We start from the raw sequence: 12284 nt of genomic DNA, 5'->3' as shown, positions 1-12284 counted from the left end.
GGATCAGCTGTTGGGCACGGTGTCCTCGAACGTGGTGCCCGCGCCGCGGTACGCGGTCACCTTGGCGGCGACCTGCGCCGGCGTGAGGACCTGGTCCTTGACGTGCAGGACGTAGTCGACCTGCTCGTCGTACGCCCGCGCGGTGGAGCTGGACAGGCCGCCGAAGTCGATCAGCCACTGGTTGAAGTTGATCGACATCGGCCGCTCCGGCAGGTACGCGGCGTCGTGCGTGCCGAACAGCTGCCCGTCGATGTAGTACTTGATGGAGCTGTTGTCGATGGTCAGCACCAGGTCGTGCCAGCCGTTGTAGCTCTGCCGGCCCTCGGTGTGCTGGTTGACCGCCACCCACGGGTCGGCCTGGTAGGTCTCCCAGGACGTCGTGTAGAGGATGTCGGAGCTCTCGCCCCAGCCGCCGTTGGGCAGGTACTCGAAGTCGTACTCGGCGTAGTCGTCCGCCATCGGTGCCGTGAGGTCGTTGATGGTGAAGAACGTCTGGACGAGGTGGTCGCCGTCCGGGCCGAACTTGGGCGCGTCGTTGAACTTGACCCGGGCCGCGTAGGTGCCGTTCTTGAACTTCCGCGCGTTGGTGAGGACTTCGGTCTGCTTGGTGCTCTCTCCGGTGCCGGAGGTCGACGTCTCCAGGTTCATGATGGAGTTGCCGCTCGTGGTAGCGAACGTGACCTTGTCCGGCGCCCAGGTGGCACCGGGCACGCCTGGACCGCCGGAGTTGGAGCGCACGCTCCAGCCGTGCGTCGAGATCTTCGGGTCGTTGTAGCCGCTGTAGTTGAAGTCGTCGAACAGCGCGGCGCCGCTCGCCGGAGGATCGGTCGGCGGGTCGGTGGGCGGGTCCGTCGGGTCGTTGCCCGCGGGGGCCTGACCCCACAGGGTGGCGCCGGCCAGCTGCGCCGTGACCTTGGACCAGTCGCCGTACGAGGTCTGCGAGGCGCCGAAGGAGTAGTCGTCGCTCTGCTTCAGCGAGGCCCACGTCGACTGGTAGAACCGCAGCTGCATGTCACCGGTGTCGGTGCCCGGGGCGAGCGAACCGGCACCGGAGGTGAAGCCGATCTCCAGGTAACGGTCGGCCGTGGCGGTCGGGTTGGCGAGGGTGCCGAAGGTGCCCGTGACGTTGGCGCAGCCCTTGACGGCCCAGGAACAGGCGAAGCGGTAGGTCGCGCTCGCCGAGTCCGCCTTGAAGTAGTACCGGATCTTGACGTTCGCCAACTGCACTGTGCCGGCACCGGTGTTCTTCACCTTGAACCAGGGCTCGGCCTGGTCGGCGGTGGCTCCGGTGGCGCTCGTGCGGTACTGCACGCTCAGCCCGCCTGCGGCCGCGTTCGCGGTGGCCGGGAGTGCGGTGAGCGCCGCGGCGCCCAGGGCCACCGCGACGGCGGCGGACGCGGTGGCGCGTAGCCGGTTCTTGGTGCGTTTCATCGTTGTTCCTCTCCAGAAAGGTGGGGATGATTCCCGGAACGGACAGGTCAGGGGTGGTCTCAGCGGTGGCGCTTGACGCCGAGCGCGTCGAGCCGGGCCGTGTGCGCGTCGAGGCGGGAGCGGAAGTCGGGCCAGTCGGTCGCGCCGCTCCAAGCGCGGTCGGCGAGGGCGCACAGGCGCGGGTAGGTGAGGTACTCGATGTGGGCGGGCGTCGTGACGAACTCCGTCCACAACTGGGCCTGCGTGCCGAGCACCCGCCCGGCCACGTCCGGGTCCGCGTCCTGGGGCACGGGAGCGTGGGCATGGGCCGCGCGCAGATCGACGACGGTGCCGGGCTGGGCCGGCGGCTCGTGGGGGTCGTCGGACTGGGCGTAGTCCAGGTAGGTGGCCCGGTGGTACGCGTTGATGACCGGGTGGCCGCGACGGGCCGCCGCCAGGGTGTGGGACGCGTCGCGCCAGGTCATCACCGTGAAGTCCAGGGGCAGTTCGGCGCCTGTCTCGGCCCAGCCGACCGGGCGGCGGCCACGCCGGACCAGGAACTCGCCGATCTGTCCGAGGAACCAGCCGTGCAGGGACCGGGGGTTGGGCAGGCCCTCCGCGGCGGCTCGTCGGCGTGCGGCGGCACTGCGCGTCCACTCGGTGGTGGGGCACTCCTCGCCGCCGATGTGGATGTACGGCGAGGGGAAGACGTCCATGACCTCGTCGAGGACGGTGCGGCAGAAGTCGAGGACCTCGTCGTGGACCCCGAGGACGGTGTCGCACACGCCCCAGCGCGTCCAGACGTCGAGGGCGCGGTCCGGGTCGTTGCCCAACTCGGGATAGGCGGCGAGGGCGGCCCGTACATGTCCCGGCATCTCTATCTCCGGCATGACGGTGACACCGCGCGCGGCCGCGTACCGGACCAGGCCGGTGAGTTCGGCCCGCGTGTACGCACCGGTGTGCGGGAGGCCGTCGTATCTGCCGCTGCCCGCCGGACCCTGCTGGGACTCGGTGCGGTGGCCGCCGATCTCGGTGAGCTTGGGCCGGGCGGCGACCGGCATGCGCCAGCCCTGGTCGTCGGTGAGATGCAGGTGGAACACGCTGATCTTGCGCAGGGCCAACAGGTCGACGTACCGGCGCAGATAGGAGACGGGCTGGAAGTGGCGGGCCACGTCCAGCATCGCGCCGCGCCAGGGGTGGCGCGGGTGGTCGGTGATCTCGGAGCACGGCAGCAGCCATGGAGTGTCGCCCTGCGGAGTCTCCGACAGAGCCTGTGGGGGCAGGAGTTGACGGATCGTCTGGATGCCGCGCAGCAGTCCGGTGAGGTGTGCGGCACGCAGCAGCACGGCGTACGGGGCGACCGTGAGGACGTACCCCTCGTCGCCCAGGGTGCCGAGGCCGGAGTCGATCGCCAGCTTCAACTGCCCGTTCGGGGAGGGTCGCAGGGCCAGTCCGGTGGCGGGGGCGAGCAGGGTGCGCAGCAGCTCCGCGGCCGGTTCGGTGCCCGCGCCGATGTTCAGCTCGGTGTCGCCGTCGAGGGTGAAGTACCCCGGCCGCAGCACGGTTTTGGCGGGGCGGGGGACGAGGGTGAGGACGGACCGATGTGCGCGCATGGATCGTCTCCGGAAGCGGGGTCGCGTGGGTTGGCGTACGTGAGCTCGTTCCAGGCGGTGATGTAGCCGGACAGCGAGGTGGCCATCAGTGGTCGTGAGTCCTGATCGAGGCCGTGTCGAGGCGCGCCGCCTTGAAGAGGTCGGTGCGGTGGATGACGACGTGGTTTGCGGCCTGGAACTGGGGCGAGACGCTGTCGCGCATCAGCCGCACGTCGATGGTGGAGCTCCCGCCGGAGCTGTCGGCGGAGGCATCGGAGGAACCGTCGCACGCACTCAGCCCGGCCGTCGGCACGAGCACGGAGACACCGGCGAAGAGGGGGAGCTTCAAGGTTCACCTCTGGAGGGCATGACCTGACCACCTGACCAGTGAAGTCCACTGGACAGCTCACCTCTTGATGTGGGGATGAAGGTGGCATAGACCAATGCATGCGTCAACCCCCTGTGCTGCGAAGGGATTTGGCGTGCAGGTCGGTCGGGATCCGGCTGGTCACCGCTCCGTGGTGGTTACACTTCCCCGGTCAGCAGGGGCAATTGCGGTCGGCCACTGGTCAACTGGTCAAGTGGTTAACTGGGGATTCCGCGCGCGAGGGAGTGCAACATGAAGGCCGACGAACCAGGTGCGGTGCTCAAGCGGGAGCGCGTTCGCGACTTCGTCCTCGACCTCGTCGAGTCGCACCGCCCGGGGGACGCGATCCCCTCCGAGCGCTCCCTCTGTGCCCACTTGGGCGTCTCCCGCCCGACCCTGCGCGCGGCGGTCGACGAACTCGTCGCGGCGGGTCTCCTGGTACGGGAACACGGGCGCGGCATGTTCGTGGCACCCGAGAAGATCACCCAGGAACTCGTCTCCGGCCAGCAGACCATGACGGTCCCTCAGGCGGCCGGGACCTGGTCGAGCCGCCTGCTGGAGTTCACCACCATCCCGGCGGGCGCACGCGTCGGCCGCAAGCTGCGCATCTCACCGGCGGCCGACATCGTGTACGTGGCCAGGCTGCGGCTGGTCGACGGCGCCCCGATGGCCATCGAGCACCTGCACATCAAGGCCGACCTGATCCCCACCCTGTCCGCGCGGGAGTTGGAGACCGGCGACCTGTACGAGCACCTGCGCGAACAGCACGGCGTGCACGCCCATGAGGCCGTCCAGGCGATCGAGCCGACCGTCGTCACCCGGGCCGAGGCCGAACTGCTCGAAGTGCCCGAACTGTCCCCGGCGCTGCTCTTCGAGCGGCTCACCACGGACACCACGGGCCAACCCGTCGAATACGTCCACTCGATCTACCGCGGTGACCGCTACCGCATCGTCTCCCGGCTCACCCTCGGTCCCTCGGTCGCGGTGCCGGCGGACCGGCTCGGACACCATCCCGGCATCCCCCCGGGCGACTTCGCGCATCGCGACACGATCGCGTCGTCCACGCGGGGGGACATCCAGTCGGCGCAGTGAACTCCCGCTGGGCGGGCGGTGTTTACAGCTCGCCGGGGCGGCCGTAGCGGTAGAAGAACGGGCCGCCGATCTGCCCGGCGATCGCGCGGGTCAGCCCGGAGCTGTCCTCCAGCAGTCGAGCGCCCGGGTCGAGGTCGCCGACGTAGACCGGGTCGAAGCCGGCGTCGCTGATCAGCTGCGCGGTGACGTCCTTCGCGCCCGGCTCGGCGGCGTAGAGGTTGCTCGGGGTCACCCGCTGGGTGCCGAGCTGGTCGTACGCGGAGGCGAAGACCGTGTTGAACGACTTCGCGGTCGGACCGCCGATGATCGACCTGACCTGGTGCGCGAGCGAGGGGAAGGCATCGTCGCGGGCCGCGTAGAGGTTGGTCGCGTCGATGGTCACCTGGCCGCCGAGCCCGGTGACGCCCTGGAGCGCCTCGGCGACGAGGCTGCCGGGGACGGCCACGACCACCACGTCGGCGTCCGAGGCGTCACCGCCGTCGCGACCCAGCGTCCGGACCTGGTGTCCGGCCTTCTCCCACAGGCGGGCCAGGCCGCCGCCGACGTGTCCTCGTCCGATCACCGTGATGTTCATGTCGGGTCCTCCGGCCTGCCGGGGTTTCATTGACGTATCAACAAGACACCACGGATGTTGTCGTGTCAACCAATGTCGCCAGGGCGGGGGAGGAGCAGCACCAGGCTGTTCCTCCCCCGCCCTGACGGGATGGGGTCGGGACGAATCTCATACGGCCTGCGCGGTGGGCAGGATGGTGATCTCGGTGAGGTTGACGTGACGCGGCACGGCGGCCATGAAGGCGACGGTCTCGGCGACGTCGGCGCTCTGCAGGACGTCGATGTCGTGGATGAGGTCGGCCATCAGCTTCGAGGCGTCGGGGTCGGTGACGTGGTCGGGGAGCTCGGTGTCGACCATGCCGGGCTCGATGGTGGCCACGCGGACCATCTTCGGGCCGAGCTCGACGCGCAGCAGCCGGGTGAGGTGGCTGATGTAGGCCTTGGTGCCGGAGTAGATCGAGAACTTCGTCAGGATGTGGGTGGCCGCGATCGACGAGGTGTTGATCAGGTCGGCCGACTTGCCGGCGGCGGCCGAGTCCGTCAGGTGGGGGAGGAACGCGGCGATCACGTTCATCAGGCCGCTGATGTTGAGGTCGATCTGGCGCTGCCAGTCGTCGACCTTCAACTCCTCGATGCCGGAGATGAGTTGGACACCGGCGTTGTTGAACACCAGGTCGGCCTTGCCGAAGCGCTCGGCGACCTGATCGGCGGCGGCCTGGACGGCGGCGCGGTCGGTGACGTCGACGGCCATGGCGAGCGCGGTGCCGCCGGCGGCCTCGATGTTCTTGACGACACCGTCAAGACGCTCCCTGCGGCGGGCCAACACGACCACGGTGGCGCCGAGTTCGGCGAGGCGTTCGGCGGTGACGGCGCCCATGCCGCTGGAGGCGCCGGAGACTACGGCGACACGGCCGGACAGGGGGGTTCCGGTGAGCAGAGCAGCAGACATCACAAAACCTCGATCTCTCTGGTGCGAACGGTGATTGACGGTATTTCAGGCGATACGAGCGTCAGGCGGCGTCGTCGTGCGCGGTGGCCGCGGACTTCTCGCGCCACGGGGCCAGGTCGTCCTGCACCTGCTGGTACTTGACGTCCAGCCGCTCCAGGGTGTCGCGGCCGAGGTAGAGGTGTGTGGGCAGCTTCTCGGTGCCGGCGACCTCGACGACGAGCGCCGCGCCTCGGACCGGGTCGCCGAGCTGGGCGTGGTTGGCGCGGTCGATACAGTCCAGCGTCACGTGCGCGGGGGTGTCGTCGTAGTCGGCGATGCGGTTCGCGGCCACCGAGAGCGAGCTGGAGTCGAGGAAGTCGGTGCGGAAGACGCCCGGTTCGACCACCATCGACTGGATCCCGAACGGCGCCATCTCGGCGGAGAGTGCCTCACTGACGCCGGCGACCGCGAACTTCGACGCGGAGTACAGGCTGACACCGGGCTCGCCCTCGAAGCCCGAGCGGGAACCGATGTGCACGAGCTTGCCGGAGCCCTGCCTGCGCATGACGGGCAGGACGGCGCGGGTGACGTTGATCAGGCCGAAGACGTTGAGGTCGAACAGCGACCGGGCCTCCGCGTCACTGATCTCCTCCAGCGCGCCGAGCAGGCCGCGGCCGGCCTTGTTCACCAGGACGTCGATACCGCCGAAGCGCTCCACGGCGGCCTCGACCGCCTGCGGGATGCTCTCGTCGTCCGTGACGTCCAGGGCGACCGCGAAGACCTGGTCGGACTTCTTCAGATCGTCGGGCACCCGCTCCGGATTCCGTACGGCGACCACGACATTGTTGCCGCCTGCCAGCGCGGCCCGGGCGATTTCCGCGCCGATTCCACGGGAGGCGCCGGTGACAAACCACGTAGCCATGGGGAAAACCTCTTTCGTCGCTTCCCCTTGTGGGGGATTTCCTGTTGACGTAAATGAGTCTGTCCCTCGGCGACGGAGGTATGAAGGCAGCGGTTTTCCTGGGAGTCCCGCACCCAGGCACGGGCGACGGTCCACGAAGTCGGTGACATGTCAACAACCTGGTACGGTGAGGACATGTCCGAACCTCGATGGCTCACCCCCGACCAGGCCGAAGTCTGGGCGAAGTACCGGAGGTTGCGCCGCGAGCTCCAACGGGCCCAGGACCAGCAGTTGCAGCAGGATTCGGGCCTGTCGGCGGCGGACTACGCCCTTCTGGCGCCCCTGTCGGAGTCCGCCGACGGCGTGCTGCGGGCGCGGGAGCTGGGCGCCGAGGTCGGCTGGGAGCGTAGTCGGCTGTCCCACCAGATCAGCCGCATGGAGAAGCGCGGACTCGTCACGCGCGAGGCCTGCGCCGATGATGCCCGCGGCTCCATGGTGCGCCTCACGGAAAAAGGTCGAGAAGCGATCGAGGCCGCCGCACCCGCGCATGCGGATAATGTGCGACGGCTCGTTTTTGATCCGCTTACGCCCGACGAGATGCGTGTTTTCGGCGATGTCCTGGACCGAATACTGGGTGCTGTCGAGAGGAATGCGGGATAAAAGCCCACGATTCTACTGGGCGCCGCGCGCCGGATTCTGCTGGTGGGGCACCTCGGGCGCGCTGAGTGAACCCAGCAGGGCCAGGCCGTCCGCGGAGGGCGAGTCCGGCTCCGCCTGCAGAATGATGAGCTGCTGCCCCGGCGCGCTTCGGATGTTGAGGGCCTCGTGTCGCAGCTCCAGGTCGCCCACCACGGAATGGTGCATCTGCTTGACCTCGTAGGGCGGCACCCGGGTGTACTCGCGCGCCCACAGGGAGCGGAACTCGCCGCTGCGGACCGAGAGTTCGCCGACCAGCTCAAGAATGCGGGGATCCTCGGGCGTGCTCGCGGCGCTCTGCTGGAGATCGGCGACCGCGCGATGCCTGGCCCGTTCCGGGCTCCGATAGAAGGTCTTCGCCGCGGGGTCGAGGAAGAGCATGCGCAGCACGTTGTCGTGCTGGGTGAAGTCACGGTAGAGGGCGTCGGCCAGGGTGTTGGTGGCCAGCAGGTCCTGGGCGTGGCCGATGATGAACGCCGGTGTCCTGGTCCAGCCCTCGATCAGTTGCCGCAGATGCGGGCGGACCCGCTCGACCCGGGAGGGCGACTTCGTACGCCGGCCTGCCGGCCGCGCCAGCCGGAACAGCTCCCGCCGCTCCTCGTCCTGCAGCCGCAGCACACGGGCCATGGCGTCCAACACCCGTACCGAGGGGCTCAGTTCACGGGCCTGCTCAAGTCGGCTGTAGTAGCTCGGACTGACCCCCGCGAGCGCCGCGACCTCGTCGCGCCGCAGCCCGGGCACCCTGCGGCGACCCGTGCTGGGCAGCCCCGCGTCGGCAGGGCTGATGCGTTCCCTGCGGGAGCGGAGAAACTGACCCAGCCCTTCAACCGGGTCGGGGCGCGTGTCGTTGTGCATACCTTCGAGGCTAGGCGGAAAACGCCCGGAGAAGGTCTGTGGACGGTGGGTGCGTTGCACCCAGGATGGTGCAGGCTCTCTACTGTGGGGGGATCCGACCAGGCCTTTTGCCTGGTGGTCGCCGGTTCGTATGTGACCGACTGTGCACCCCGTGGGAAAGGATCTTTCGATGGACCAGCAGGACGCGCAGGACTCGCAGGACCAGCGCTTCGATGTCGTCGTACTCGGGGCCGGACCCGGCGGCTATGTCGCCGCCGTCCGTGCGGCCCAGCTCGGCAAGCGGGTCGCGGTGGTCGAGGAGAAGTACTGGGGCGGTGTCTGTCTGAACGTGGGCTGCATCCCGACCAAGGCACTGCTGCGGAACGCCGAACTGGCGCACATCTTCACCCGCGAGGCGAAGACCTTCGGCATCAAGGTCGAGGGGGAGGTCTCCTTCGACTACGGGGAGGCGTTCAGCCGTAGCCGCCGGGTCGCGGACGGCCGGGTCAAGGGCGTCCACTACCTGATGAAGAAGAACAAGATCACGGAGATCGACGGCCGGGGCACCTTCCTCGACGCGAACACCCTCCAAGTGGCGGGTTACGACGGCGAGTCGCGCACGATCGGTTTCGAGCACTGCATCATCGCCACCGGCGCCACCCCCAGGCTGCTGCCCGGCACCCGTCGCACGGCACGCGTGGTGACGTACGAGGAGCAGATCCTCGCCGACGACCTGCCGCGGTCGATCGTGATCGCGGGCGCCGGTGCCATCGGCATCGAGTTCGCCTACGTGCTGCACAACTACGGTGTGAAGGTCACGGTCGTCGAGTTCCTGGACCGGATGGCGCCCCTTGAGGACGTCGAGGTCTCCGCCGAACTCGCCAAGCAGTACCGCAAGTTGGGCATCGACGTCCTCACCTCCACCCGCGTCGAGTCGATCGACGAGTCCGGGCCGCAGGTTCGTGTCACGGTCACCGGCAAGGACGGCGCCCAACAAGTGCTGGAGGCCGACAAGGTGTTGCAGGCGATCGGCTTCGCGCCGAACGTCACCGGCTACGGCCTGGAGAACACGGGCGTACGGCTGACCGAGCGCGGCGCGATCGACGTCGACGGGCGGTGCCGTACCTCCGTCCCGCACCTGTACGCCATCGGCGACGTCACCGCCAAGCTGATGCTCGCGCACGCCGCCGAGGCGATGGGCGTGATCGCCGCCGAGACCCTCGCGGACGCGGAGACCATGGAGCTGGACTACGCGATGATCCCGCGCGCCACCTACTGCCAGCCGCAGATCGCCAGCTTCGGCTACACCGAGGCGCAGGCACGGGAGTTGGGCCACGACGTCAAGGTCGCGAAGTTCCCGTTCACCGCGAACGGCAAGTCGCACGGCCTCGGCGACACCACCGGTTTCGTGAAGCTGATCAGCGACGCGAAGTACGGCGAACTCCTCGGCGGCCACCTCATCGGCCCCGACGTCACCGAACTCCTCCCCGAACTCACCCTCGCCCAGCAGTGGGACCTCACCGTCCACGAGGTCGCCCGCAATGTGCACGCCCACCCGACCCTGGGCGAGGCGGTGAAGGAAGCGGTGCACGGCCTCGCCGGACACATGATCAACATGTGACGCGCCGGTCGCATGTGAGGCACCGCCCAACTCGCCGTCCCCCACCGGCCGCGACCCCGGACGCCCCGAGGGCGCGGCCCTGGTGGATCGGGATCCGTCTCGCTGTCTGAACACCAGGACACCGAATCACTCTGGGCGAAGGATCTGGAACCTGGTGCAACCGTGCGCGACCTGCACTTCTCATCCGCCGACAAGCATCTAGTCTGGCCGCATGAGCAATGGGACCCCTTTGGGTGATTTCCTCCGGGCCCGCCGCGAGGGCCTCAAGCCCCAGGATGTCGGTCTGCCGGAATACGGCCGACGTCGGGTGCCGGGACTGCGCAGGGAGGAAGTCGCGCTGCTCGCCGGAGTCAGTTCCGACTACTACATCAGGCTGGAGCAGGGGCGCGAGAGCAGCCCGTCCCCGCAGGTTCTGGAGGCCGTGGCGCAGGCGCTGAAGCTGGACGCGGAGTCCGCGGACCACCTCAACCGCCTCTGCCTGACACGCTCGCAGCGCCCGCACGACTGGGGCGAGGCGGACATCAGCCCACAGTTGCTGCAGCTCATGGACGGCTGGGAGCACACCCCGGCCTTCGTCCTGGGCCCGGCCCTCGACATCCTGGCGGGCAACTCCCTCGCCACGGCGCTGCACAGCGGATTCGACGCGTTCGACAATCTCGCCCGCAACGTGTTCGTCGACCCGGCGGGGCGCGAGTTCTACCAGGAATGGGAGCGGGCCGCGCATTCCTGTGTCGCCGAACTCCGGGCCGCATTCGGCCACGATCCCGAATCGGCCCGTATCGCCGAGGTGTACGCCGAACTGCCCGAGAACAGCGAGGAGTTCGCCGGGATCTGGCAGCTGCACGACGTCAAGAGCAAGTCCCAGGAAGGCAAGCATCTCAAGCACCCTGAAGTCGGGGACCTGCACATCGCGTTCGCCGCATTCACGGTCAATGGCGCCCCGCATCAGCAACTGGTCGTCTACCAAGCCGAACCGGCCGGCCCGACGGCGACCGCTTTCGAGACGCTGAGGGCGATGGCCACCGAGCCGAAGCTGGCCCAGGCGAACGCGAGCACGTGACCCGGGCCGACACGAACACGTGACCATGTGACCCGGGGCGAGGCTGGTCCTCCCGCACCCAGGAAAACCGCGGCCTTCATGGCGGCGCGCCGTCTGTCGACACTCGAAGCGACAGAGAGACAGACAGCGCGCCAGGAGCAGACATGATCACCGTGAAGGACCTTCAGCCCCACCCCCTGGACCAGGTTCACCGTCTGATCGAACCAGGCCCCGTCATCCTGGCCACCACCCGCCACCGCGGCATCCCGAACGTGATGACCAACGGCTTCAACATGATGGTGCGCCACGCCCCGCCGCTGATCGCCTGCACGATCGGCCCCTGGGACCACAGCTACCAGGCGCTGGTCGAGACCGGCGAATGCGTCGTCTCGATCCCCACGGCGGACATGGCCGCCACCGTCGTCGACATCGGCAACTGCTCGGGCGCCGACGTCGACAAGTTCGAGGAGTTCGACCTGACCGCCGTGGACGGCGAGCAGGTCCGGGCACCGCTGGTGGCGGAGTGCTTCGCCAACTTCGAGTGCGGGTCGCCGACAGCGGCCTCGTGGACGCGTACAGCCTCTTCCTCCTGGAGCCCGTCAGGGCGTGGACCGACCCCTCCCAGCCCCGACCGCAGCTTTTCCACCACCGCGGCGACGGCACTTTCACGGTGGACGGGCCGGTCGTCGATCTGAAGGAACGGATGACCAGGTGGCAGTACCTCCTCTAGGTCCCGAGCGCGCTGCTGCGCGTGCCTCCTGGATGCCCCGACCGCCCTCCGCGCCGGAGTCAGCGGCCGGGCAGCCACGCCTCGTCGTCGGTGGCGTGGGCCAGGACGCGCTGCAGGAGCCGGCGTAGGGTCTCGGCCTCCTCCGGGCTGAGGTCCCCGAGCAACTCCGCCTCCACCCGCTCCAGCGGACCGTCGATCCGGGTCAGCAGATAGCGTGCGGTGTCGGTGATCTCCAGCCGGCGCGAGCGGTCGTCGGCGCCGGGGCGTCAGCGTACGTGTCCCGCCTCGACGAGCTCGTTGACCAACTGGTGCACCGACTGCCGGGCGATGCCGAGTTGGCGGGCCAACTCCGCCATGGTGAGCTCGGGTTCGAGGGCGAGCTGGGTGAGAAGCCCGTACTGACGCACGGTCAGGTCGTAGCCGTACAGCCGCTCGTCCACCCGACGCGTGGCCACTGTGCTCGCCACGGCGAGGAGATAGGGGATGTGGGTCCTCAAGACGTATTCACCTCGACAGGTACGG

General features: G+C 68.8%; 13 protein-coding genes. 5 read left to right on the top strand and 8 right to left on the bottom strand.

Annotation, left to right across the window (positions count from 1 at the left end; translation table 11 throughout):
* Window positions 1–3: 3 nt before the first annotated feature.
* The 3 genes from M2283_RS27005 to M2283_RS51670 all read right to left on the bottom strand — a co-directional run bounded on the left by M2283_RS27005 (window position 4) and on the right by M2283_RS51670 (window position 3351).
* Window positions 4–1431: a cellulose binding domain-containing protein gene (locus tag M2283_RS27005; protein ID WP_280878976.1), complete on the bottom strand. Its 1428-nt coding sequence runs from the start codon at window positions 1429–1431 to the stop codon at window positions 4–6.
* A gap of 59 nt (window positions 1432–1490) precedes the next feature.
* Complete coding sequence (locus M2283_RS27000; RefSeq protein WP_280878975.1) at window positions 1491–3023, bottom strand: beta-N-acetylhexosaminidase; 1533 nt, start codon at window positions 3021–3023, stop codon at window positions 1491–1493.
* Window positions 3024–3108: 85 nt separating this feature from the next.
* Window positions 3109–3351 carry a hypothetical protein gene (locus M2283_RS51670; protein ID WP_348538928.1) on the bottom strand — a complete coding sequence of 81 codons (243 nt, stop codon included), beginning with the start codon at window positions 3349–3351 and terminating at the stop codon, window positions 3109–3111.
* Between the two features lie 270 nt (window positions 3352–3621).
* Here M2283_RS51670 and M2283_RS26990 point away from each other — a divergent pair, with 270 nt between their 5' ends.
* Complete coding sequence (locus M2283_RS26990) at window positions 3622–4461, top strand: GntR family transcriptional regulator (protein WP_280878974.1); 840 nt, start codon at window positions 3622–3624, stop codon at window positions 4459–4461.
* Between the two features lie 22 nt (window positions 4462–4483).
* On the opposite strand, the gene M2283_RS26985 is transcribed toward M2283_RS26990, so the two are convergent.
* From M2283_RS26985 to M2283_RS26975, 3 genes are all read right to left on the bottom strand, one after another.
* A complete protein-coding gene (locus M2283_RS26985; RefSeq protein ID WP_280878973.1) occupies window positions 4484–5035 on the bottom strand; it encodes a dinucleotide-binding protein in 552 nt (183 codons plus the stop codon).
* 147 nt (window positions 5036–5182) lie between these two features.
* Window positions 5183–5965: an SDR family oxidoreductase gene (locus tag M2283_RS26980; protein WP_280878972.1), complete on the bottom strand. Its 783-nt coding sequence runs from the start codon at window positions 5963–5965 to the stop codon at window positions 5183–5185.
* A gap of 58 nt (window positions 5966–6023) precedes the next feature.
* On the bottom strand, window positions 6024–6863 hold the full coding sequence (locus tag M2283_RS26975; RefSeq protein WP_280878971.1) for an SDR family NAD(P)-dependent oxidoreductase: 840 nt from the start codon (window positions 6861–6863) through the stop codon (window positions 6024–6026).
* A gap of 174 nt (window positions 6864–7037) precedes the next feature.
* Here M2283_RS26975 and M2283_RS26970 point away from each other — a divergent pair, with 174 nt between their 5' ends.
* Entirely contained in the window at window positions 7038–7502 is a 465-nt protein-coding gene (locus M2283_RS26970) for a MarR family winged helix-turn-helix transcriptional regulator (protein WP_280878970.1), read from the top strand.
* A gap of 12 nt (window positions 7503–7514) precedes the next feature.
* Here the strand turns inward: M2283_RS26970 and M2283_RS26965 are convergent, their stop codons facing one another.
* Entirely contained in the window at window positions 7515–8393 is an 879-nt protein-coding gene (locus M2283_RS26965; protein ID WP_280878969.1) for a helix-turn-helix transcriptional regulator, read from the bottom strand.
* A 169-nt stretch (window positions 8394–8562) separates the two neighbouring features.
* Here M2283_RS26965 and lpdA point away from each other — a divergent pair, with 169 nt between their 5' ends.
* The 3 genes from lpdA (at window position 8563) to M2283_RS26950 (ending at window position 11727) form a co-directional block, all read left to right on the top strand.
* Window positions 8563–9993, top strand: a complete 1431-nt coding sequence (lpdA, locus tag M2283_RS26960) for a dihydrolipoyl dehydrogenase (protein ID WP_280878968.1) — start codon at window positions 8563–8565, stop codon at window positions 9991–9993.
* A 211-nt stretch (window positions 9994–10204) separates the two neighbouring features.
* Window positions 10205–11053 (top strand): helix-turn-helix transcriptional regulator, encoded by an 849-nt coding sequence (locus tag M2283_RS26955; protein ID WP_280878967.1) that lies wholly within the window; start codon window positions 10205–10207, stop codon window positions 11051–11053.
* Between the two features lie 143 nt (window positions 11054–11196).
* On the top strand, window positions 11197–11727 hold the full coding sequence (locus tag M2283_RS26950; RefSeq protein ID WP_280878966.1) for a flavin reductase family protein: 531 nt from the start codon (window positions 11197–11199) through the stop codon (window positions 11725–11727).
* Window positions 11728–12028: 301 nt separating this feature from the next.
* Here M2283_RS26950 and M2283_RS26945 read toward each other — a convergent pair whose 3' ends face one another.
* On the bottom strand, window positions 12029–12259 hold the full coding sequence (locus tag M2283_RS26945) for a MarR family winged helix-turn-helix transcriptional regulator (protein WP_280878965.1): 231 nt from the start codon (window positions 12257–12259) through the stop codon (window positions 12029–12031).
* Between the last annotated feature and the right edge of the window lie 25 nt (window positions 12260–12284).

Origin of the sequence: Streptomyces pseudovenezuelae (genome assembly GCF_029892565.1) — a bacterium.
Lineage (GTDB): Bacteria > Actinomycetota > Actinomycetes > Streptomycetales > Streptomycetaceae > Streptomyces > Streptomyces pseudovenezuelae_A.
The sequence above is the reverse complement of the archived record's forward strand: the minus strand, read 5'-3'. Positions and strand labels throughout refer to the sequence as shown.